The organism is Nocardia sp. CA-084685 (assembly GCF_050955785.1).
Classification (GTDB): Bacteria; Actinomycetota; Actinomycetes; order Mycobacteriales; family Mycobacteriaceae; genus Nocardia.
The window spans coordinates 4,993,339-5,017,456 of the sequence record NZ_CP192094.1 but is presented as its reverse complement, the minus strand read 5'-3'; the positions used below and the strand labels follow the sequence as shown (position 1 = coordinate 5,017,456).

Sequence of the window (24,118 nt, the reverse complement as noted above, 5' to 3'; positions counted from 1 at the left end):
ATGCCGGAAAGGATATGAATATGAGTGATCCCGTTGCCGTGGTGCGTGCCTATTTCGACGCCGTCGCGGCCGGTGACCCGAGTGCCGTGGGAGCGCTTTTCGCGCCGGACGCGGAATTGCACAATGCGGCGGGCACGCTTCGGGGCGCGGAAGCGATTACGAGGATGTACGAGGGCGGTCTCCGGCCCGGCGCCATGAAGCCCAGCCCCGGACCCCTGGTGGTCGACGGCGAACGGGTCGCCGTCGAGATCGATTTGAACGCCGACGGGAAGCTTATGAAGCTCGGGGACTTCTTCACGGTTCGCGAGGGAAAAATTCATCGCCTCGCGATCTACAGCCTCAATCCGGTAAACCCGAAGTTCTTCGACGCTGCTGAAGAGAATTCGTGAGGAGAATAATGAAGATTGCAGTCTTTGGACCTGCTCGCAGGGTCGGTGTCGTCCATGAAGGATCCATCGTCGATATCAACGGTGCGTATGCAAAGTATTTGGCCGAGACGTCCGATACCGCGCGGCCACAGGCCCGTGCCGCGGCGGAGGTCCCGGCTTCGCTGAACGACTTCATCGAGGAAGGCGACCGGGCTCTCGACGGCGCGAGAAACGCTCTGGAGCATCTGTTCTCCAAGGCGTACGACGATCGCGGGGTGGCGGGAGAGCGACTTCGCTACGAGACGGACGAAGTCATCCTGCACGCGCCAGTGGAGGGCCGGTCGCGGATCTTCGCCGCGCTGGCCAACTTCGCCGACCACATGGACAGCGCCGCACAGAATTCCAGCTCCGAGGATCAGGCCGAGACGCTCCAGCGGCTCACGTCGGGCGGTCCGAAGTTCTTCCTGAAGGACTCGCGGGCGGTGTCCGCCGACGGGCAGCCCCTACGCTATCCGAGGCGAACCCAGCGGCTGGACTACGAGGCCGAAGTAGCGGCCGTGATCGGCAAACGTGGCCGTGACATCCCCGGCGGTGAATTCCGTTCATACATCTGGGGTTACACCTTGCACAACGACTGGTCCGTGCGCGACAACGTCTCCTTCGGCCCGGACTTCCTGTATTCGAAGAACTTCGACACCTCGGCGACCGTCGGGCCCTGGATCGTCGTGGACGAGGACATCGACCCGCAGAACATCCCGCTCGAATGCCGTGTCAACGGCGGGGTCAGACAGTACGGCAACACCGGCTCCATGGTGCACAGCTTCGCCGCATTGGGCGAATACCTGTCCGCCGACACGACTTTGTGGCCCGGCGATCTGATCAGTAGCGGTACTCCGAAGGGCACGGCCGTCGATTCCAGTAAGCAACTGCCCGATGGAACGCTCCCGGACACACTTTTTGTGAAGCCGGGTGACGTCGTGGAGATCTCCTCCAGCCTCATCGGATCCATCCGCAACAAGATCGTCGCGCCCACCGAATGAAGGAAGTCATGGCCACAGGTCAATTCCCGGTCGGCGGGGTTCTCTACGATCGCCCGTTCAAGATCCGCCGACTCAATCATTTCGGCATCAGCGTGGATGACACCGGCCGCGCGCTCGCCTTCTATCGAGATGTGCTCGGATTCTCCGTCTCCGACAAGATCGATCTGAAGATCGTCGAGCCAGGGGAGTGGATGGACGGTGTTCCGGACACACACATCTATTTCCTCCGCCACAACAGCGACCATCACACCTTCGTGTTGATGCCGCGTCCGTGGATCGACCAGACCGCCTCCGCGCCGCGTTCCGATATCACCATCAACCAAATCACCTGGCAGGTCGGCAGTCTGCGGGAGGTGGTCGAAGCCCGGGTGTGGCTCGAGTCGACCGGAACCAAGATCAGCCGGTACGGCCGCGATCCCGGATCCAATTGGCACACCTACTTTCCCGAGCCCACCGGGCACGTCAACGAACTCGAGTACGGCATCGAGCAGGTGGGCTGGGACGGGTTGAGCAAACCGGAAGCGATGTGGCCCTGGGGGATTGGGCACCCACCGCTGCCGACCAGTTCCGAGAGCACCGAGATGGCGGTGGCCGCGGCCAAGGGCATCGACTTGAACTCCGGTCACCGGTGGGTCGACGAATTGCCGAAAACTCATGATGTGGGCGGGGTGCTGCTGTCGCGGCCGTTCAAGGCCGTTCGGATCGGACCTGTCAGCATCTTCGTTGAGGATGTCGCGGCGTCCGAGCGCTACTACATCGAAACACTCGGTCTCGTGCCGAGCGAGGAGGTCACCGTCCTCGGCCACCGCGTGGTCTTTCTGCGAGCCAACACCGAACACCACAGCATCGGCCTGTTCCCATTGGAACTCCGTGCAGCCCTGGGGCTCAGCGAAAACACCACCTTGCTCTCGTTCGGTGTACAGGTTGGCTCCTACGAGCAGTTGCGTGCGGCGCGGACCCACCTGCTCGAGCGCGGCGTCACGCTGCTGGAACTCCCGCCCGAGATCCACCCCGGTATCGATTACGTCATTCACGCCGTCGACCCCGAGGGACATGTGATGCAGCTGTACTACTACATGGAACAGATCGGCTGGGACGGCAAGCCTCGGCCGGCGGATCAGCGCCGCTGGGTTGAGCCCGGTGTCTGGCCCGAGACCCTGCCCGCGTTGCCCGATACGTATACGGGCGAAACCTTCTGGGGGCCACTGGGATGACCGACAGTATTGTGAACGAAAGAAGCGCGGTCGTCACCGGGGGAGCCCAGGGTTTGGGCGCCGCCATCGCATCGCACCTCGCCCGGGACCGGTTCGCGGTCGCGCTCCTGGACATGCAGGAGGATGCCCTGCGGCACGCGAAGAAGAGTATCGAGACCCGGTTCCGTGACGCCCGAGTTTTCGCCGCCGCCGTCGATCTGTCCCGGCCGGAGGACGTCGAGCGAGTGTTTCAGGAGATCGACGCCGAGTTCGGCAGGATCGATGTGCTGGTGAATACTGCGGGAGGGAGCGGGACTGTCGCGGTGCGCGAGATCGAGGACGTGTCGCCGGAGGTATGGAACACCGTCCTCGGTAATAATCTGACGAGCACATTCCTGTGCGCTAAATACGCCGTTCCGATCATGCGGCGCAAGGGCTTCGGCCGTATTGTCAACTTCTCCTCGGCCGTGGCGAATGGCCTGGCCGGTCCGTCGGGGACGGTGGGTGCGCTCCTGCCGTACGCCGCCTCGAAGGCCGCCGTCAATGGCTTCACCAAACAACTCGCCAAGGATCTGGGCGGCAGCGGCATCACGGTGAATGCGATCTCCCCGGGGCTGATCCTGCCGGACGAGGGTCGAGTGCGGACGACGTTCGACGCGCTACCCGCAGCGGCCCGAGCGGCCACCGCTGCGGCGATCCCCCTCGGACGCACCGGCACGACAGACGAAATCGCCTCTGCCGTAGCGTATTTGGTTTCCGATGAGGCCGGATTCACCTCGGGCGCCGTGCTGAGCGTCGACGGCGCCGCTTCCTGATTTCACCAGTCGCCGCCGTGCGGCGAGCGACGTCGCGAGAATGGAATTGACAATGCTCCCTTACCCGTTGGTCCTGCTCCCCGCACTCGGCGCGGATTCCCGGTTGTGGGAACCAGTCGTCGAGCGTCTCGGGGATGTGGTCGAATCCACCGTGGTGGCGCATGTCGGAGACTCCGTCGAGTCCATCGCCGACAATGTGCTCGCGCAGGCACCGGATCGGTTCTATCTGGCGGGACTGTCCATGGGCGGTTATGTCGCACTCGACATCGCGCTCCGGCGCACCGGTCGGCTCGTGGGGCTGGCGCTATTGAACACCTCGGCACGCGCGGCCTCGCCCGAACGGCTGACCAGCGGGGTTGGGATGATCGAGCTGGCGGAGTCCGGACGTTACGACATCGCGGTCGAACGATTGGCGAGTGCTGTCGCGCCGCCGGGGCGAGACGACGTGGTCGCACTCGCCGCCGCCATGGCTCGTGATCTCGGCGTGGCCGCGTTCCGCGACCAACAACGCGCAGCTCTCGACCGGCACGACCGTCGGCACGTGCTGGCGTGGATCGACACTCCCACGGTGGTGGTGTGCGGTACGGCCGATGGCGTGACGCCGCTCGAGCACAGCGCCGAACTCGCGGAGGGGATTCCCGACGCGGAGTTGGCCACCATCGAAGGCTGCGGGCATTTCTCGGCCCTCGAAGAGCCGGCGCGGATCGCGGAGATTCTCCGCACACAACTACTGCTGGTCGATGCATCCGCCGCGCGGTAGCACCGGATTGGTTGATGTCGAGCTCGAGCGGTCCGGGCGAATGATCGCCGCGTTCCCAGACCGGCGGTGCGTGGGATCCATCAGCCCCTGCGGACATGCTGGGTGACGATCTGCGATGGTTCACGACCCTGGCTGAATTGGAGCGGGTGGGCGAGGCCGCCGAACGATTGCAGATGGCCCAGCCCACGCTCTCGCGGATGCTCGCCCGGTTGGAATGGCGCCTCGGTCAGCGATTGTTCGACCGTCACGGCAAGCGCATCAGTCTCAATGACCGCGGTCGTGTCTTCTACTAGCATGGCCGCCGCGCCAGGGCCGAACTCGACGCCGCCGAACGGGCACTGGCGGGGCTGCGCGACTCCGCGTGTGGGGTGGTGCACCTAGCCTATGGGTCCTCTTTCGGTAGTTAGCCTGTGCCGCAACTGATTTCACAATTCAGGCGACGTGCCGGCCATGTCCGCGTCACCCTGTACCAGGGCGAGTCCAAGGCGGTCGCGGCGCGAGTGCTCGACGGTACCGCGGAACTGGCGATCGTCTCGCAGGGTCCGCCGGTCACCGGGCTCTGCTGGCGGCGCTTGTCGCGGCACCGGTACGCGCTGGCGACGCCCGTGAACCATCGGTCAGCGGGTCGGCGGCGGATCCGGCTGCGCGATGTCGCCGATGCCGAATTCATCGCTCCGCCTTCAGGGTTCGATGCGCGTCGGGTATTCGACGAGCTGTGCTCGGCGGCGGGCATCCAGGTTCGCGTCACGTACGAGGCTGCGGAATTGGATACGGTGACCGCGCTGGTCGCCGAGGGGCTCGGACTCGCGGTGGTGCCGATGCCGGAAGCGGTTCCCGGAGGCGCCTTTCCACGTGGTGTCGGGGGTCGAGTTCCCGCGCGAAAAAACTCGACCTATAATCCGCAGAGTAGCCGAGTCGGTCTCCGAGCAAGGGCCGCTGCACCGTCATCGTCATGGCGCGGTGCGTTCGGTCGGCCTCGAATCGATACAGCCACCTGCAGGTCGCCTGCCCCGCTCCGACCGGTTCGGTCAGCGCGGTATGCGCCATGAGTGGACGCTACTGCCAGCCAAAGCTTGTGCCGGCAAGGGCTGGCAGGTACCGAAATAAACCGTGATCGGCGCGGCGGCAGAGCTGGGCAATCGGAATCGGTCACCGAACCGTGGTTCCGTTACCCGCCTATGACCGAACCGGTCGGCGTGTGATCGCTTACGGGATGCAGTCGTAGCCGTTGACGTAGGCCGGAGCATTCGCGATGTTGCCGGAGATGGTGACGAACTCGATGGGTTTGCCGTCGAGGCCAATGAGCGCTGGAGGTTGCTTTCCGCAGTTGTAAGTGATCGGTGTCGGGCTGCGTTGGGTGATCTGCCAGGGACCTCTCATCGTGTTGTCCACAGGTACAACGCCACAATGACCGGACGCAGGTCACGCCGCTTTTCTGTGACGATGTACTCGTAGCGGGCCGGTTTGGTCGAATACTGAACGCGTTCGAGCAGTCCGTCATCACTCAACGCCCGCAGCCGTAGGGTCAGCATATTCGGTGCGATCCCCAGATTGGCCTCGAACTCATCGAACCGCGTGAACCCGTCGAGGGCATCAACGCATGATCTGCACGCTGGTGAGGTATCGGCTCGTTGCCGATAGTGGCGGCGAAGATCGCACTGGCGTAGTGCGTTTCGGCTTCGGCTCAGTGGTGGGCTCGCGATGTGCCAGGACAGCGATCCGTATCCAGCCATTCGCACGGCAATCATCGCGTGACGGCTCGGAATCAAAGACACCACACCGATGCAGACCAGCCGCAGCACCGTGACCGGCGTGAGCCTCACGCACCGCGCATGGCTGCCGTGTTGCAGAACCAAGAGCTTGCTGCAGCTGCGTGCCGGGCTGATGGGGGACGCGGTTCAGCCTCGAGCGGGCGAGTGCCGCACGCTCCGCACCACGATCGCGCCGTAATCGCGGCTTGGCGGGTCCGGATAGTAGTTGGGGACGATGTGGTTTCGGTCGGGCACCAGATAGTTGTGCCCTCGGTACATCTCCAAGAAGGGATCGACCAGGCAGCCGCCGAGTGTGCGTAACACGTAGTCGGGGGCGTCGATCTCGCCGAATCGGCGGCAGTATGCGTCGTAGCCGGGGATCTTTGCTCCGGTGAGGACATAATCCAGTCCGTAGCGCTCGGCCAGCTCGACCGGGGTTTCCATCATCACCGCGTATGCTGTGCCGCCGCGTGCGGTGCGCTTCAGTGAGCCGGAAGCCAGATAGATGGCGTTCGCGGTGTCCAGATCGATGACCGGATAGTAACCGTGACCGGTCACCGTGTCCCAATCACTGAGTTCGGAAATGCGGTCCGCCTCATACCGCATGGGGAAGCCCATCAAGGTGCCGACGACCTCGCCGTGCTGTTCGAAGATCCAGAACCCCTCGGGATACGCACGAAGGCGAGCTGTCATCTGGTCACGGCTCGCTCGCTGAGATTCCTCCCAGTCTTGCTCGACGGCCATGATCTCGTCCAGGTCGTCCAACGTCGCCTGCCGCACCAGGATCGTCATCGAATCCCCCAGGTCACGGGAAGTTGCTCCAGGCCGTGCACGAATACGCCATCCTTCCATCGCAATGTATCGGGATCGACCGCGAACTCCAGTCGGGGGAAGCGCCGCACCACGGCGCTGATCGCGACCGTCGCCTCCAGTCTTGCCAGTGCGGCCCCGAGGCAGAAGTGCGGTCCGAGGCCGAACCCCAAGTGCCGGTTCGGTGTTCGGGTGATGTCGAACCGTTCGGGTTCGGGAAACTGCGCGTCATCATGATGTGCCGACAGCAGCGACGCGACGACCAATTCCTCGGCCGGAATGACCGTGCCCCGGAACTCGACATCGGTCAGCGAAAAGGCTCCGGTGCTGTTCTTCACCGGAGGGCAGTATCGCACCACCTCCTCGATCGCCGGTTCGATGAGCGCTGGTGTGGCACGCAGCCGCATCAGTTCCGCGGGATTCCGTAGCAGCGCCCACGCCGCGTTGCCGATGAGGTTTCCCGTCGTTTCGAAACCCGCGGCGATGAGCAAGAAGATCATGCTCATCAGTTCCACCGGCGACAGCCGGTCACGATGAGTCTGCGTCTCGATCAACGCACTGGTGAGGTCGTCGCGGCGCTGTCGGCGGCGTATCTCGAGGAATTCCTCGAGATACTGCTGGAACTCGATCGCCATGGTGCGCAGCGCGTCGAAATCTCCCTCCGACGGCGGAGCGATCAGGATCCTGGTCCACTCCCGGAACCGCTCCTGGTCTTCGATCGGTATCCCGATCAGCTCGGCTAGGACGGTGATCGGCAGCCGGAAGGCCAGTGCATCGAGCAGGTCCACCGAGTCCTGCTGTTCGGCCTGGTCCAGCAGCCTGTCGGTGGCTGCGGCGACGTATGGACGGAGCTCGATGATCCGGTGCGGAGTGAACGCCTTGGCGACCAGGGCACGCAATCTTGTGTGCTCCGGGGGATCGGCGTAGAGCATGTGCTTGTCCAGCTGGTCGAATTCGGTCACCCGGAAGTACCTGGATCGCGCCGCGTCGGACAGCTTCCGCTTGTCCTTGCTGAAACGATTGTCGCGGAGCAGTTCGACGACGTCGGCGTAGCGGGTCACACGCCATTCGGGTGCTTGCTGGTGCGGGTTGAACAGGCGGATGATCGGCGCCTCGGACCGCATCCGCGCGAGTGTCGGCAGGGGATCGACACGCATCTGTTCACCCCACAGGTCGAACCGGTTCACTCGGGCCGCTCCAGCACTTGTCCGACCCGGCGCCAGGTGGGTCTGTCACTGATCTCTCGCCACCAGCGCGCAAGGTTCGGTCGCGCGTCGATCAGGTCTGCACCGTTGGAGGCGACGAGATACTGCAAGTAGGGCAGCCAGGTCACCTCGGCGAGCGAGAATTCGGGTCCGGCGAGGAATTGCTGCCTGGCCAGCGTGGCGTCCGCGACGTCGAACGCGGTTGCCAGCTCACCGCGCGCCGCAGCGATGGCGTTCCGATCTGGTGGTGGCGGAAGGAATTTCGCGCCCGGGCTGCGGCGGATGATCTCGTACACAGGGCCGGCGCGGACGAGGTCCCACACCGGTCCGCTGACGTAGCTCTGCTCGATGCTGATCCACTGTTCCATCAGCCCGCGCAGCCTGAGGTCGTCCGGTGTCAGTGCCGGGCCCGGCAACCGATGGTCCAGATAGCGGATGATAGCCCGCGATTCGTACAGCAGGAACCCATCGTCCTCCAGTACCGGAATCTCACCGAACGGCTGGAGTTTCCGGTGCTCCGGCGACTTGTCCTGCCCTTGGAGAACACTCACCTCGACCAGCTCGGCGTGCTGATTCTTCTCGGCCAGGACCATCAGTACTTTGTGGGTGCAGGCGCTGGTGGCCGCCCCGTATACCTTCATTATGTTTCGTCCTTTGTGTACTCCGTGAGCACTTTCAACAGATACTGGGTGACCGCCCTCGGGGTCTGATGATCGAAGGCGAGCGTCGACGGCAGCGCGAGTCCGGTTCGCGCCGCGAGTTCGTGTCGCAGCTGCACGGCCATCAGGGAATCCATGCCGAGTGCCATGAACTTGCCGTCCACCGGGATGTCCGAGGGCGAAGGTAGCTGGAGTAGGGCCGCTGTGTCCCGGCGTACTGCTGCCTCGATCGCGGCCTCCCGATCGCCGTTCGGCAACCCGATCAGTTCATCGACCCAGTGCGCCGGCGCGACGGCCACCTGTTCGCTGGGCGGTGCCGGTGTGTCGAGCCAATGACGTTTGCGCTGCCATGGATAGCGCGGCAACGTTGCGACCCGGCGCCGAGCCGGGTACAGGCGGGCGAAGTCCACTGGATAGCCCGCGGTGTAGAGCTCGGCAATCGAGTTGAGCAGGCTGCGTTGTTCCGGGCGTTCCCTGCGCAGCGTCGGGATTGCAGCTGTTGTGTCGAGACAGTTCGCGATATGGCCGGAGAGCACGGAATGCGGCGCTATCTCGAGGAAGATCTGCTGCCTATCGCGGGCTGCGGCGCGCACAGCGTCAGTGAATCGGACCGGCTGCCGGACGTTGTTCGCCCAATAGTCGCCGGTCAATTCACTTCCGGCGATCCGGTCTCCGCGCACCGTGCTGTACATGGGGCACGTTGTGGGGCCGCACTCTACCGCGGCGAGTTCCTTCGCGAGCTTTGTGGCCATCGGGGCCATGGAAGGTGAGTGGAATGCGTAGCCGCCCGGCAACCAGCGGCAGTGGACGTCTCGCCGCTGGAGCGGGTTGAGCACGGTGTGCAACTCGTCCACCGAGCCGGACAGTACGACGGACCGGTCGTCGTTGATCGCTGCTACCACGACCGAAGTGTTCGATCCGGCAATAACGTTCGCGATCTCATCCGGCCCCAGCGCGACGGCAACCATCGCCCCCGAACCGTCGGCCGGCGCCATGAGGCGTCCTCTCGATACCACGATCCTGATGGCTTCCGCCAGGCTCAGCGCACCCGCGACATGCGCGGCGGCGATCTCACCAACACTGTGCCCGATGACTGCGTCGGGCCGAATGCCCCACGACGCGAGCAGCGCCGACAGCGCAATCTGGCATGCGAACAGCGCGGGTTGGGCGATCTCCGTGCGGTGTAACCTCGATTCGCCTTCTGGCGCAGCCAGTTCGGCGAGCAACGACAACGATGTGTGCTCCGCGACCAATCGGTCGCATTCTTCGAGTGCGGCGCGGAAAACCGGTTCAGTACCCTGCAGCTCGCGACCCATACCGATCCACTGCGCCCCCTGCCCGGAGAAGACGTAGGTGATCGTGGGTGCCATGGCTCGCGCCCGCGTGGCACCGGCGCGCACGAATGCGTGCAGCTGCTCGGCCAGTTCGGCACCGGAGGCACCAACTACTGCGGTCCGCCATTCGTGATGATCACGCCGGGCTCCCGCCGTATAGGCGACATCGCACGGATCATCTTCCCGCTCGAGGACATTCGCGTGTGCGATAGCCAACTCGATCAGTGCCGTCGGGCTGCGCGCCGACAGCGGGAGCAGGACCGGTCCGCCCCGCGGCGGCAGCTGCTCGACCGTGGGCGCCTCGGCGACGACGACGTGCGCGTTGGTGCCGCTCATACCGAACGAACTCACACCCGCGATCCGCGGCTTCTCGCCCTCCGGCCACGCGGTGGTCTTCGTCGGGATGACGAAAGGTGTTCCGGTCAGGGAAATCCTCGGATTGAGCGTGCTGAAGTGCAGGTTGCGGGGGATTTCCGCGTACTGCAAGGCCAGTACCGCCTTGATCAGTCCGGCGATGCCCGCGGCGGCCTCGAGATGGCCGATGTTGGTCTTGACCGCACCCAGTACGCAACCGTCACTGTTGGCGTCCCCCTCGCCGAAAACCTCGGCCAGTGCCTCGATCTCAACCGGGTCTCCGAGTGCGGTGCCGGTTCCATGGGTCTCCACATACCCGATATCGACGGGGCGCACCTGGGCATCGGCGAACGCTTGGCGCAGCAGGTCCCGCTGCGCCAGTGGATTGGGTGCGGTCAGCCCGGCCGAGCGACCGTCGGAGTTCATTGCCGACCCCTGCAGGACTGCCAGTACTCGATCGCCGTCGGCCAGTGCATCGGAGAGCCTCTTCAGCACAACGATTCCGCAGCCCTCGCCGCGGACGAACCCGTTCGCACGGGCGTCGAAGCTACGGCACCGGCCATCCGGCGACAGCGCTTGTAGATCGCTGATCATCTCGGTCACCGCTTCGTCCAGAACGAGATTCACCCCACCGGCCAGGGCGAGGGAGCTTTCCCCGGTCCGCAGGCTCCGGATCGCAAGATGTACCGCGACCAGCGATGATGAGCACGCGGTGTCCACCGCGAGACTCGGCCCACGCAGCCCGAGCAGGTACGACAACCGACCCGCGCCGAAACTGTGGGCCGTTCCGGTGCCGGTATAGCCGCTCATTGCGCCGGAGCGCGCGCTGAGCAGCAGGTAGTCGTTGCTGCTCATCCCTACGAAGACGCCGGTTCGGCTGCCGGCCAGCCGCTCGGTCGCCACTCCGGCGTCTTCCAGCGCCTCCCAGGCGACCTCGAGCAGCAGCCGATGCTGTGGATCCAGCGCGTCGGCTTCCCGCGGGGCGATCCCGAAGAATGCCCCGTCGAATCCGTCCACCGAGGGCAGGAAAGCGCCGGTTGCTCCAGCGTCACCGGTGGCACGGTCGGGTCGTTGGGACACTGTGTCGACACCGTCGGAGAGCAGTGTCCAGAATGCTTCGGGGTCGTCGGCGCCACCCGGGAAACGGCAGCCCATGCCGATTACCGCAATAGCTTCGGTGTGCTGTCGCCGCAGCCGCACGACCTCGGCTTCCATCGTGCGCAGCGCGGAAGCGGCTTTCACGAGCTGTGTGCGATAGCGTTGCTCGTCGGCGATGTTCACGTCAACTCCCCCTCTTCGAGCCGGTTTATCGAATCGTCGATCTGCGCCAGCAGATCGTCCATGTCCAGATCTCCGAGTTCATCTAGTTGGCCGGTGGTCGCCTGCGGCTCGGCCATGTCGAGCGCGTCGAGTAGCTGTCCGGTCAGCGCGAGCACGGTCGGCGCGCTGTACAGCAGCGTCGCCGACAGTCGTACGCCTAGTGCGGATTCGAGCCGATTCCGTAGTTCGAGCGCCATCAGCGAGTCGACGCCCATGGTGGTCAGCGGCGCTTTCCGGTCGATCAGAGCTGGGTCGAGGTGCAGGACCTGGCTGAGTTGTCCGGTCACGACGGTGTCGATCAAACTCGGGCGTTCGGCAGCGGCGGCCACGCGCAGCCGGTCCGCGAACTCGGTCGGCCGTCCACTGGTGTTCCCGCGGTTGTCGTCGTCGAGTTCGGCGTACAGCGACGCACCGGCCAGAGACGGGTAGAACGCGAGCCATTGCCGCAGATCGAGATTCGCCGCCACGACGTGGCTGGCGCTGCCGCCCAGCAGGCGACCCAGGATGTCCACACCTTGCGCAGGGGTGATGGTGCCGACCCCCCGGTGCGCGAGTCGCTGCCCTTCCGACTCGCGCTTCGCCATGATTCCGTCCTGCGAGTACAGCCCCCAGTCCACGCACAATGCCGTTCTGCCACTGCATTCCCGATGCCGCGCGAGGCCGCCCAGAAATGCGTTGGCGGCCGCGTAGCTCGCCTGTCCCGGTGAGCCGAGCACAGCCGACGCTGAGGAGTACATGACGAAGAAGTCCAGTTCCCGGTCCCCGGTCAGTTCGTGCAGGTTCCACGCGCCGCGGACCTTGGGTGCCAGGACCCGATCGAATCGTTCGGCATCCAGTCCCAGAATGGTCCGATCGTCGAGCACCATGGCCGTGTGCAGCACTCCGCGCAGTGGTGGCATCCGGTCGTCGATATCGGCGAGCACCCTGGCGACGTCCGCGCGCCGGGCGACGTCCGCGCGCGCCACCACCACCTCGACACCATCGCGCCTGAGCTCGGCGATCCTCGCCTGTGCGTCCGGACCCGGTTCGTGTCGTCCGGCCAGCACGAGGTGCTGCGCCCCCCGGGTTGCCAGCCAGCGTGCCAGGCCGATACCGAGCCCGCCGAGCCCACCGCTGATCAGGTATGTCCCGCCGGTCAGCGCCGGCTCGGCATTCCCGTAGTCGAACCGGGTCCGTACCAGCCTGGCGAGCTTCCGTCCTTCCTCGCGCAGCGCGATTTCGTCTTCGCGATCTGATGCGACGAGTTCGGGAAGGAGTTCCGCGGCGCAACGAGTGAGCGTCCACTCCGAGTCGAGGTCCACCCGGGTGCATTCCAGTTCCGGATGCTCGACGCTCAATGTCCTTGCCAGTCCCCACAGCGGAGCTTGGGACACCGCAACCGGTTCGCGGCCTACCTGTTGCGCTCCTCGGGTGACCAGCCACAAGCGGGGATGGTCCCGCAGGCTCAGGCGAGCGAGCGCGCGGACCAGGCGCACCGTGCTGAGCCCGGTGGTGTGCTGATCCTTGGTCAGGGTATCGGCGGTGACGTATTCGGTGTCGGTGGTATTCAGGCTCCACAGGTGGACCACACCGGCACAGCCTGGTTCGCCCTGGGCGACGTTGTCCAGCAGTGCGTTCCAGGCTTCGTCGTCGGCAACGTCGATGTCGTCCTTGCCGACCAGGACGCAGGTGCTGCCGCGTTGTTCGAGCAGTGCGGCCAGGGCGCTGCCGACACCGGAGGAATCGGCGAGCACCAGCCAGGTACCGGCAGCCCCGTCGCGCCGATCCGGCGCTACGAGACGTTCCCCCGCGGCCCAATCCACCCGGTAGAGCCAGTCGCGGTACGGATCCGGTTCGGCGAGCTCGGCCACCGTGAGCCCATCGACCTCGATCAGCACGGTGCCGTCCTCGTCGAGCACCAGCAGATCACCACAGTGTTCGGTGGACCTTGCGCGCGCGTGTACCCACACCCGTCGACCGATCGGCCCGTGCACTCGAAGCCGCTCGATCCGCGCCGGAACGATTCCTCCGGTCGGCAGCCGGTCGAGCAGTAGACCGCCGAGGACCTGGAAGCAGGCGTCCAGCAGGGCCGGGTGGCAGACGTACCCCGTGGACGACTCCGCAAGCTCGATCGCCGCGATGCTCTCACCCGCACCGGTCCAGATTCGTTGCACGCCACGAAAGGCCGGGCCGTAGTCGATGGTTCGCCCGGCATATCGCGCATAGTGCTCGTCCGCGGTGACCTCGGTGCGACAGCGGTCCCGCACCGACGTCAGCGGCTCGGCCGTAGGTGGTCCATCGTCGGCACGGCTGATCGTCCCATGTGCACAGCGCACCCACGGCTCGGAATTGTCTGCGCGGGCGTAGACCTGGAAGCCGTCGGCGTCCTCGATGAATTGGAAATGGCCGGAGCCGTCGCTGCCGAGAATTGTCATACGTTCGAATTCGAGATCATTCAGAACCGATGATCGCCCGGAGGCGTACAGCGCCATCTCCACATAGCCCGACGCCGGGAACACGACCACACCGTCGACGGTGTGGTCGGCCAGATAGGGCAGATCCAGTTCCCGCTCCCAGATCCGAGTCCCCGGCGAGGTCGCGGGGCTGACCGGCTCGCCGAGAAACGGGTGTCCGCGTTGCTCTGGGTGGACCGGAGTCCGGTCCACCCAGTAACGCTCGCGCCGCCACGGATAAGCGGGTAGCGGTACGCAGCGCCCGCCGCCGGGGCGCAGCGCGGGCCAGTCGACCCGGCTGCCCCGGACATACAGCGCGGCAAGCGATCCGAGGAATATCTCGCGTTCGTCGTGTCCGCGACGACCTGACGCGACGACCGTACCGCCGTCCTCTTCTATAGAAGTCAGCAGGATCGGGTGCGGACTCAACTCGACGAATACCGTCGGGCCCGCCGCAATCTGTTCGCGGACCGCCTCGGAGAACAGCACGGGTTCTCGGAGATTGCGGACCCAGTAGGCGGCATCCAGTTCGGCGCCGCCGCAGAAACTTCCGAGCACGGTGGACCACATCGGCACCGCGGCGGCCTTCGGTTCCAGTACACCCAGTTCACGGCCGAGCTCATCGGTGATTGCGTCGACTTGCGGGCTGTGCGCGGCGACCTCGACCTTGATTCGACGGCAGAACACCCCGGCATCGGTCAGCTGGGCCACGATCTCGTCCAGCGCGTCCGGAGCACCAGACAGCACAGTCGAACGCGCGCTGTTGCTCGCCGCGATCGACACCCGGTCCGCCCACTCCGAAAGCGCCGCGTTCGCCTCCTCGAACGGCAGCTCCACCTGCGCCATCGCGCCGCGTCCGGTCAGTGTGCGCAGTAACCGGCTGCGGCGGACGATGATTCGCGCCGCGTCCGTCAGGGAGAGCGCGCCGGCCACGTGCGCGGCGGCCACCTCGCCCATGCTGTGGCCGATGACCGCGTCGGGCTCGATGCCCTTCGATCGCCACAACGCTGCCAAGCCGACCTCCATCGCGAACAGCACAGGCTGGACGATGTCGATCCGGTTCAGCAGGGACTCGGACGGATCGGCGGTCAGTTCAGCAATGACCGACCATTGCGCTTCGTCGCGGATCGCGTCGTCGCACGCCTCGACAGCCGAGCGGAACACCGGCTCACTGTCGAACAGCGCGCGGCCCATACCGAGCCACTGCGAGCCCTGCCCGGGAAAGACGAACACGGTCCGGTGCCGTTGGGCAGGTTCGGTACCCGACACCAGCTGCGGTTGTCCGTCTGCGGACACCACCAGTGCGGCACGGTGTTCGTGATGGTGTCTACGGACGGCTGCGGTGTAGGCGATATCGGCGATCTCGGCCCGCCTGTCGGCCAGCGTCGTCCGGAACGCTGCGACAAGTTCGATCAGCCCCTGTGCGTCGCGCGCGGAAATCGGTACCAGGGCGGACCATGAGGTGGGCGCAGCTACGGGAGGTTCGACTCGCTCCGGCGGATCGGCGACGATGACGTGCGCGTTCGTCCCGCTGATACCGAACGAGCTGACTCCCGCCATCCGCGTCACACCGTCGCGTCTCGGCCACGGGACCGGTTCCCTCGGCAGCACCAGTGCGGTTCCGTCGAGGTCGATCCGGGGATTCAGCGTGTGCAAATGCAGGTTCGCCGGAATACGCTCCCAGCGCAACGCGAGCACGGCCTTGATCAACCCGATCACCCCGGCAGCCGCCTCGAGATGACCGATGTTGGTCTTCACCGCACCGAGCACGCAGTGTGAGCCGTCATCCCTCGGCTTTCCGATCACATCGATGAGCGCATCCACTTCGATCGGATCACCCAGGGGCGTTCCGGTGCCGTGTGTTTCGACATAGCCGATATCCGCCGCGTCGGCGCGCGCGTTGCGCAATGCCTGACGTAGCAACGCTTTCTGGGCGGACACGTTCGGCGCGGTCAGCCCGGATGAACGGCCGTCGGAGTTCACCGCGGACCCACGGATCACGGCGAGCACCGGATCGCCATCTGCCACCGCGACGGACAGACGTTTGAGGACCAGCATCCCGCATCCCTCACCGCGGACGTAGCCATCGGCCAACGCGTCGAAGGTCTTGCACCGCCCGTGGTCGGACAGTGCGCGAGAGCTGGCCATCATGTCGGTCATATCTCTGGCGAGCATCACGTTGACACCACCGGCCAGCGCCATCGTGCTCTCGCCGGATCGCAGGCTCTGCACCGCGAGATGCACCGCGACCAGCGACGATGAACACGCCGTGTCCACCACCATGCTCGGCCCCTGCAACCCGAGCACATACGACAGCCGACCGGCGGGGAACGAGTGCCCGTTGCCGGTCACGGTGTAGATATCGCGCTTGCCGACGCTGAGCCGGTCGTAATCGGTGACGACGACGCCGGCGAACACACCGGTTCGCGAGCCGTTCAACCGCTCCGGCAGGGCCTGTCCCGCCTGTTCCAGCGCCTCCCAGGTCACTTCCAGCAGCAGGCGTTGCTGGGGGTCCATCGCCTCGGCTTCGCGAGGCGATATACCGAAGAAGGCCGGGTCGAATCGGTCCACACCGGACAGGAAGCCGCCCCAGCGGCTCGCGGTGGCGCCGTCGTCGGCTGCCCACCGGTCCGGGGGCACGTCGCTGATCGCGTCGACGCCACCGTCGATCAACCGCCAGAACTCGTCCGGGCTGGTGCCGCCGCCGGGCACCCGGCAACTCATGCCGATGACGGCGATCGGCTCGGTCTTCGCCAGCAGTTCGCGGTCCAACCGTGCCTGCAGCGTTCGGATGGCCGTCAGAGCCTGCTTCACCGACGCCTGCTCAGTCATTGCCCAGTTCCTGTTCGACGAGCCGGATACTGTCCAGCAGCATGGCCTCGGCTTCGGCGTCCGAGAGTAGATCGAGGTCCGCCATCAGGGATGGCTCGTCCTCCGATTCCGATTCCGAATCCGATTGCCGCGCCGAGGGTTGCGTCACCGCGAGTTCATCCGCGATGAACTCCGCGAGCGCGGCGACGGTGGAGTAGGTGAACAGCAGCGCGACCGACAACCGGATGCCGAGCGTGGACTCCAGCCGGTTGCGTAGCTCCACCGCCATGATCGACCCCATGCCCATGCTTTGGAACGTCGCCCTCCGGCTCAGGTTCACTGGATCTCGTTGCAGCGTCAGGGAAATTTGGTGCGTCAGGTGCTTCTCGAGCAGCGCGCCTCGTTCGGAGACACTGGCCGCGGCCAGCCTGGCGGCGAATGCGGTAGGTCTGTCCGGGGCCCTGGTTTCGACCGCATCAAAAAAGGGCGTGCCGGCCGCTCCGGGGTACGACTCGAACCAGTGTCGGAGGTTCGGATCCATGACTGCGAGCCGACCGAGATTCGAGCCGATACCACGATCCAACGCCCGCTCGAGACTCCTCGCGGACGCTTCGGCGATGCCTTGTGCCGCTGTATCTGCCCGCGCGACATGCAAGCTCAGTGCGGGCAGGCCAAGGGCACGGCGGTGGTGGGCGATGGCATCGAGCCGAGCACTGTCCGGTGCGTCACCTGGGCGACCGAATAATGCGGCGACCGAGGAACAGAGGATAAAGAAATCGAGCCTGCGATCGAGTGTGTGCTGGTGCCACCGCCATGCGCTGTCACCATTCCCCGTGTGGATCAGCCCGCGCAACGGGCCTGCGGCGGTTTCGATCTCGGCGATCAGGGAGCTCATCTCATGGTCGCCGATGTCGTATGTGTCGACGGTCAGCACTCGGGCCCCCGGGACGTCGATCGGCCCGATGGCAGCGGCCCGGCCCAGGATCACGATGTTGCGCGCGCCGCAGTCGGTCATCCACTGGGCATACGGCTCGGCTGATTCCGTGGCACCGCAGACAATCAGATATGTGCCGTCTGACTGCAACTGCGCCGCCCGCTCAGCGGTCTCGGGCACCCGAACCAGCCTGGCGACGAACCGGCCGTGGGGACGCAGGGCCACATCGGTATCCCGGTCGTCGCTGAGCAATTCTGTTGCCAGTGTGGCTACTTCATCGGGCGTCGGCCGCGCCGTGAGGTCCACTCGCGTGACGGACAGCGTAGGACAGTCGAGCCCTATCGCCCTGCCGAGTCCCCACAGGGACGCTTGGTCGACGCTGACCGGAGTGGTATCCGCGCCGACTGCCTGTGCGGCACGGGTCAGCAGCCACAGTCGTGGCCGATCCCGCCATCCCATTCCGGTCAGCGCCTCGGCCAGCGCACTCGCGCTGGAGGCGCCGAGACTGCCGATGTGCACCACTCCAGCAGGTGGTTGTCCGGGAAGAACGGTGCGCAGCGACTCGGTTGTGGCAGAGCTGAGTGCCCGGTCGGTCTTCAGATCGCAGGGAATGTTTCGCGCACGCAACGCCTCCGCGAGTTCGGTGCCGAGGGCGTCCTCACCCGCGAACACGATCCACGGCCCGATCCGCTCTCGCAATGATTCTCGGTGCGGGACTTCGCGCCATTCCACGGTATAGAGGCAATCCGCAGCCGGATCCGGATCGGTGCGCGCCAGCGAGCTCAGACGCACGTCCTCGACTTCCACCAGCACCCGGCCGTCGTCATCGAGCAGGTAGAGGTCACCACCCGGACCGGCCGATCGGCCGTGCGCCCAGACCGGGCCGGTCGGCGCCCGATACACCCGCAACCGGCCGATCTCGGTCACCACATAACTGCCTGACGAACCGTTGCACAGGGCGATCAGCGCCTGCAGACCGGCATCGAGCACCCGGGGATGGACGCGGTAATCGGCACGGCGAGACGGTGTCGGCGGGATGACCCTCGCCAGCACCTCGTCCTGGCCGAACCATAACTCGGAGACCCCACTCAGGTGCTCGCCGAAATCCAGTCCCGCCCTGGCCAGTGCCCGATAGTGCTCGGCGCCGTCTCGGCGCGTCGTGCAGCGCTTCCGGATCGAATCCGGCTGTTCGTGCACGTGCGGCGTACCGGTGTCGGGGCCGACGGTGGCCACCGCATGCCGCACCCAGTCCGGACCACGGCGGCTGAACATCTGGAAGAGTTCGTCCCGGGTGCTGATCACCGTCTGGGTCGTGGGCGCCACCGCGGCGGTCAACTCCAGCAAGCGTTCGAACGTCAGCCGAGTAACGGCGATATCCGTGGTCTCATAGGCCTCCGCGGCCGCAGCCAACGCCATTTCGGCGAAGGTGGCCGCGGAGAGCACAACGCTCCCGCCCACCGTGAGGTCGGCCAGATACGGCAGGTGTGCCGGGTCCAGAGCGCGGTGCCAGTACCGAGTTCCGTGCTCGACCGCCGAGACCAGACCGGGACCCAGCAGCGGGTGACCTTCGGCAGTGCGGGACAGGACAGCGCGCCCGTCCGCCGCGAGCCAGTACCGCTTTCGCTGCCACGGATACGCGGGCAGCGACACGACTCGACCAGTACCCAGGAGCCGATCGAAGTCCGGCGCGCAACCGGCCGCATACAGCGGGCCGGCGGCGCGCCGCAGCGACGACAGGTCGTCCTCGTCCCTGCGCAATGAACCGAAGACGTAACCATCGATGCCGCGGGCGGCAAAACATCGCTGGATATTTTCCATCAGGACCGGATGCGGGCCGATCTCCAGGAAAACTCGGTACCCGTCGGAGATCGCCGCGTCCATCGCATCCGCAAACCGTACGGTTTGCCGGACGTTTCGCCTCCAGTAGTCCGAGTCGAATCGCTGATCGGCAGCGAGCTTCCCGGAAACTGTGCTGTAGACGGGCAACTGGTTCGACTCGGGCGCAAGTGCGCCGAGTGCCTGGGACAAGTCATCCGCAGCCGGATCCATCTGCGCGCTGTGGAAGGCGTAACCGACCCGGAGTTCACGGAAAGCGACGCCGTCGCGACGCAGTCGTCCGAGCAAGTCCGCCAGTGCCGAGTCACTGCCCGAGACGACCGTCGAATACGGATCGTTGACCGCCGCGATCGCCACGTCCCCCCGGTATTCCCGCAGCATGCCGCGCAACCGCTCGGCGGGCAGTTCGACCGAAGCCATGCCGCCCGCCCCGGGCACCACCGCGGCGTGCATCGACCGGCTGCGGTGATATACCACCTCGACCGATTCGGCGAGAGACAGTGCCCCGGCCACATACGCTGCGGTGACCTCGCCGACACTGTGGCCGATAACAGCGTCCGGCACGAGTCCCCATGCCTGCCACAGCCGAATGACCCCCACCTGGATTGCGAACAGCGCGGGTTGCGCGACCGCGGTGAGGTGCAGGCGGCTGTGTTCCGCCGATGCGGTGATCTCGTCGGTCAGCGACCAACGGGTCAGTGGCCGCAGCAATTCGTCGCATTCCTCGACGGCGGCGCGGAAGACCGGTTCGGTCAACAGATTCCGGCCCATTCCGATCCATTGCGAACCCTGACCGGAGCACACGAACACTATCCGGCGCCGCTCGCCATGCTCCACGGTGCCCATCCACGTGTTGCTCGGCATGCTGCCCCCGACTGTGGCGCGCAAGGAGTCGGCCAGCTCATTCGGCGACGCACCCGTCACAGCGAGACGGTGTTCGTGATGGTCCCGCCTGGCGGCCGCCGTATAACACAGGTCACCCAGGGCGGTTCCATCGTCGCTGATGAGCTTGCGCGCCATGTCGTTCGCCGATGCGAACAGGGAATCACGCGATCGAGCGGAAAGCACCAGCAACTCCGTCCGGCCGTGGTCCGGCACAGGGGGCCGGGCGGCGCCTCGGACGTAGAGCGCACCGAGCGAATCGATCAGCGTCGAGCAGTCGCGGTCGCCTCGTCGCAATGTCGGCAGCGCCCGGCCACCGTTCCGCTCGACCACCGGGGCGAGAATCGGATGGGGGTCTACGTCGATGAAGATGTGACTGTCGTCGGCAAGCAAGCATTGCATCGTGTTTCGGAATCGCCACGGCTCGCGTTCGGTGCGCACCCAGTGCTCGGCGACCAACTGCGTGCCCTCCATCCGCTCACCGGTGACCGAGGAATAGAACGGTATTCGGGTCTCGCCCGGCCGCACATTCGCGAGCGCGTCCCGCAAACCGGGCAGTATCGGATCCACATAGGGACTGTGCGAGGCGTAGTCGACCCTGATCAGAGCCGACCCGATCGATCGCCCGGCGAGTTCGTGCCGCATTGCCTCGATGGTCTCTCGGTTACCCGAGACCACAGTGGATTCCGGTCCGGCCTCGCCCGCGACCCACACCCGGCCCCCGTGTCGGGACACCAGTTCGTTCGTGTCCGCAACGGACAGATCTAGTAGGGCCATAGCGCCGTGACCGGAGAGATTGCCCGCCAACGTGGCGCGCCGACACATGATCAACACAGCGTCGTCGAGGCTGAGCGCACCGGCGACGTGCGCGGCGGCCACCTCACCCATGCTCATCCCGGCGACGGCATCGGGCTCGACTCCCCTTGATCGCCACAGCTCGGTCAGCGCGACCTGCATCGCGAAAATTGCGGGTTGGGCGAGCTCGGTGCGCTCGATCCAGCTCTGGTCGGCCGAGGTCAACAACTGGGTGAGGGACCAGTCGACGTGCCGGCGCAGCGCGGTCTCACACCGCTTGATCGCTGACTGGAATGCGGGCTCACGTAGCAGCCACGCGCCCATTCCGGTCCACTGTGAGCCCTGCCCGCCGAACAGGAATGTGATTCTCGGCGGGTCCTTTTCGACTGTTCCGGTGCTGATTCCGGCTCCGGTGTAGCCGCTGTAGAACTTCTCGCTGGCAGCCGCGAGATCATCGGGGTCGCGCACCGACAGCGCGAGCCGGTGCGAGCCTTCCCCTTTCGCCGAGGGGGAAGCACACAACCGGGCCAGCGATGCCCGGTCCCGAACGGTCGCCAGGTCGCGCACGGCGACACGAAGGCCGTCCTCGCTGTCCGCGGCGAGCGGCAGCAGGTGGATCGGAGGGTTTTCGCCGCTTTCCAGGATCACGTGACAGTTCGTCCCGCCGAACCCGAATGCACTCACCCCGGCGAGGAGGCGGCCTCCGACGTCGCCTCGCCACTTCTCCGGCCGCGAAAGTATCCGCAAGCCCCATTCCTCGAAGGGGATGTGCGGACTGGCTTGCGCGAACTGGCCGGAGGGCGGCAGCGTGCGGTGCCGCATCGCCAGCAGCACCTTGATCAGCCCGGCTATCCCGGCCGCCGGTTCGAGATGCCCGATCGCGCTCTTGACCGAACCGATCGGCAGCAGCCGGTCAGGCGTCCGCTCCGCGCCGAGCACAGTGGCCAGCGCGCTCGCCTCGATCGGATCACCGAGCGCCGTTCCCGTCCCGTGCGCTTCCACGTACCCGACCTCGGACGGCGCGACGCCCGCTCGCTGATACGCGCTGCGCAGCAAGGACTCCTGGGCCAGCAAGCTCGGCGCGGTCAGGCCATTGGTGAACCCATCGTGATTTACTGCGCTGCCCTTGATGACACCGTGAATCGGATTGCCGTCGGCCAACGCCCGGTCCAATGGCTTCAGCACGATCATCCCGGCGCCCTCGCCACGGCCGTACCCATCGGCGCGCGCATCGAACGCCTTGGAACGCCCGTCCGGTGCCAGCGCCCCGAGCCGTGCCAGCGCATGCACCGTATCCTGCGCCAGCATCAGACTCACACCACCGGCCAGCGCGAGGTCGCACTCGCCCGCCCGCAGGCTCTGCGCCGCGAGGTGCACGGCGACCAGTGACGATGAGCACGCGGTGTTCACCAGCAGGCTCGGTCCGCGTGCACCCAGCGTGTACGACAATCGGGCGGGAATGATGCTCGGATCGCCTCCGGCCAACGTGTGTTCGGTGACCAGATCCGGGTCGGCGCGAATTGCCGCCCCGTACTCGCTCCACATCGCGCCGACGAACACACCGGTCTGGCTGCCGCCAAGACCGCCTACCGGAATACCCGCGTCATCAAGGGCTTCCTGCATCAATTCGAGCATCAGCCTTTGCTGCGGATCGATGTGTGGAGCCTCGCGCGCAGAGATGCCGAAGAACTCGGGATCGAACTTGTCTATCCCATCGATGAATCCGCCGCGTGGGGGACCGTCCCCGGCCCACCGCCCGTCCGGGGGTTCGGTGAGCGCGTCCGAACCGGTGCTGAGCAGTCGCCAGTACGCCGCCGCGTCCGGAGCTCCGGGGAAGCGGCAGGCGAGACCGACGATAGCGATCGGCTGTGGCTCCGAATCCGGTGTCTCATACTGTTGCAGGGACTCCGACCTGGTCCCGGTCAGCCAGCGTGCCAAGGCATTCGGTGTCGGATGCGCCCACAGCTGGGTCGGCGACACCGGTTGGCCGGTTGCCGCACTCAGCTCACCGGCAAGCATGGTCAAAGTCCGCGAATCGAGCCCGTAGCGGGTGAACGGCTCGCGTCCGTCGATCGCGGCGGGGTTCACCTGGCTCAGCTCGCCCATTCTGGCAATGAGCCAGTCCCGCACGTCCTCCATAGACCGGGACCGCATGGGCCGCCCACCTCCAACACGCAAAACCCTCATCAGTGCGTGGCCGTGTCCTGCGCCGTCGGCACGCGCACGGATCATACCCTGGGTATATACCGAACAGTCTTCTTTGCGTGTGGGTCCCACTGACCGCTCAGGTGTCGAAGCGTCCGCAACGTTCAGGGCGGATTCATATGACAACCCTCGAAGCCGTGACAGGTGACGTATTGCCTCTGCCCGCGCGGTTCCCGGCAGTGAGAAAGCGGTGAAGACAACATCGGCGTTCTGGGGCAACACTTCTCGACCTGCCAGTGGATCCGAGCGATTACGGCTCGGCAACGGCATCGATAACTCGGCCACTGATCGAATCCGGCGTCCGCGCTACCGCCGCTGCCGACTCGGTGATGCGAAATATCTTGCGGTGCACCATATCTGACCTCCACTGACACCCCTGCTGGCGACTTCGAGATGCGCGGACCACGGCTTGGTCACTGGCAGACCGAATGGTGCACCAAGCCGCCATCGCAGCCTCGATTGCCATCGGTTGCGGCTATTGCCTTGCAACAGTGAACATCTCAGTGCTATGAATTGGGTTGCTGGCGGCGTGCTGGCGCCGGGGTCGACTTCGAGTCGGCGAACCTTTCGACCCGCACCCCGTTGCCCGCGATCGCTTCGCATGGCGCTGAGCG

15 protein-coding genes are annotated in these 24,118 nt (G+C 65.7%); 7 read left to right on the top strand and 8 right to left on the bottom strand.

What is annotated here, in order from left to right:
- Positions 1–20: 20 nt before the first annotated feature.
- The 7 genes from ACQP2U_RS22475 to ACQP2U_RS22445 all read left to right on the top strand — a co-directional run bounded on the left by ACQP2U_RS22475 (position 21) and on the right by ACQP2U_RS22445 (position 5,225).
- Positions 21–389 (top strand): nuclear transport factor 2 family protein, encoded by a 369-nt coding sequence (locus ACQP2U_RS22475; RefSeq protein WP_433709288.1) that lies wholly within the window; start codon positions 21–23, stop codon positions 387–389.
- Positions 390–397: 8 nt separating this feature from the next.
- On the top strand, positions 398–1,408 hold the full coding sequence (locus ACQP2U_RS22470) for a fumarylacetoacetate hydrolase family protein (protein WP_433709287.1): 1,011 nt from the start codon (positions 398–400) through the stop codon (positions 1,406–1,408).
- 8 nt (positions 1,409–1,416) lie between these two features.
- On the top strand, positions 1,417–2,622 hold the full coding sequence (locus ACQP2U_RS22465) for a VOC family protein (RefSeq protein WP_433709286.1): 1,206 nt from the start codon (positions 1,417–1,419) through the stop codon (positions 2,620–2,622).
- A gap of 11 nt (positions 2,623–2,633) precedes the next feature.
- Positions 2,634–3,416, top strand: a complete 783-nt coding sequence (locus ACQP2U_RS22460; RefSeq protein WP_433709285.1) for an SDR family NAD(P)-dependent oxidoreductase — start codon at positions 2,634–2,636, stop codon at positions 3,414–3,416.
- Between the two features lie 52 nt (positions 3,417–3,468).
- Positions 3,469–4,176 carry an alpha/beta fold hydrolase gene (locus ACQP2U_RS22455; protein ID WP_433709284.1) on the top strand — a complete coding sequence of 236 codons (708 nt, stop codon included), beginning with the start codon at positions 3,469–3,471 and terminating at the stop codon, positions 4,174–4,176.
- Positions 4,177–4,271: 95 nt separating this feature from the next.
- A complete protein-coding gene (locus tag ACQP2U_RS22450; protein WP_433709283.1) occupies positions 4,272–4,469 on the top strand; it encodes a LysR family transcriptional regulator in 198 nt (65 codons plus the stop codon).
- Between the two features lie 117 nt (positions 4,470–4,586).
- Positions 4,587–5,225: a LysR substrate-binding domain-containing protein gene (locus ACQP2U_RS22445; protein ID WP_433709282.1), complete on the top strand. Its 639-nt coding sequence runs from the start codon at positions 4,587–4,589 to the stop codon at positions 5,223–5,225.
- 157 nt (positions 5,226–5,382) lie between these two features.
- On the opposite strand, the gene ACQP2U_RS22440 is transcribed toward ACQP2U_RS22445, so the two are convergent.
- The 8 genes from ACQP2U_RS22440 to ACQP2U_RS22405 form a co-directional block, all read right to left on the bottom strand.
- Positions 5,383–5,556, bottom strand: a complete 174-nt coding sequence (locus ACQP2U_RS22440) for a hypothetical protein (RefSeq protein ID WP_433709281.1) — start codon at positions 5,554–5,556, stop codon at positions 5,383–5,385.
- Complete coding sequence (locus ACQP2U_RS22435) at positions 5,553–5,909, bottom strand: winged helix-turn-helix transcriptional regulator (RefSeq protein ID WP_433716554.1); 357 nt, start codon at positions 5,907–5,909, stop codon at positions 5,553–5,555. The genes ACQP2U_RS22440 and ACQP2U_RS22435 overlap by 4 nt, the downstream gene beginning before the upstream one ends.
- Positions 5,910–6,074: 165 nt before the next feature.
- Complete coding sequence (locus tag ACQP2U_RS22430) at positions 6,075–6,719, bottom strand: hypothetical protein (RefSeq protein ID WP_433709280.1); 645 nt, start codon at positions 6,717–6,719, stop codon at positions 6,075–6,077.
- A complete protein-coding gene (locus tag ACQP2U_RS22425; RefSeq protein ID WP_433709279.1) occupies positions 6,716–7,924 on the bottom strand; it encodes a cytochrome P450 family protein in 1,209 nt (402 codons plus the stop codon). The genes ACQP2U_RS22430 and ACQP2U_RS22425 overlap by 4 nt, the downstream gene beginning before the upstream one ends.
- Entirely contained in the window at positions 7,921–8,583 is a 663-nt protein-coding gene (locus ACQP2U_RS22420) for a glutathione S-transferase family protein (RefSeq protein WP_433709278.1), read from the bottom strand. Before ACQP2U_RS22420 ends, ACQP2U_RS22425 begins: the two co-directional genes overlap by 4 nt.
- Positions 8,583–11,570 carry a type I polyketide synthase gene (locus ACQP2U_RS22415; RefSeq protein ID WP_433709277.1) on the bottom strand — a complete coding sequence of 996 codons (2,988 nt, stop codon included), beginning with the start codon at positions 11,568–11,570 and terminating at the stop codon, positions 8,583–8,585. The genes ACQP2U_RS22420 and ACQP2U_RS22415 overlap by 1 nt, the downstream gene beginning before the upstream one ends.
- Positions 11,567–16,873, bottom strand: coding sequence for a type I polyketide synthase (locus ACQP2U_RS22410; RefSeq protein ID WP_433709276.1), 5,307 nt, complete (start codon positions 16,871–16,873; stop codon positions 11,567–11,569). Before ACQP2U_RS22410 ends, ACQP2U_RS22415 begins: the two co-directional genes overlap by 4 nt.
- Positions 16,866–23,453: an acyltransferase domain-containing protein gene (locus tag ACQP2U_RS22405; RefSeq protein WP_433709275.1), complete on the bottom strand. Its 6,588-nt coding sequence runs from the start codon at positions 23,451–23,453 to the stop codon at positions 16,866–16,868. Before ACQP2U_RS22405 ends, ACQP2U_RS22410 begins: the two co-directional genes overlap by 8 nt.
- Positions 23,454–24,118 lie beyond the last annotated feature (665 nt).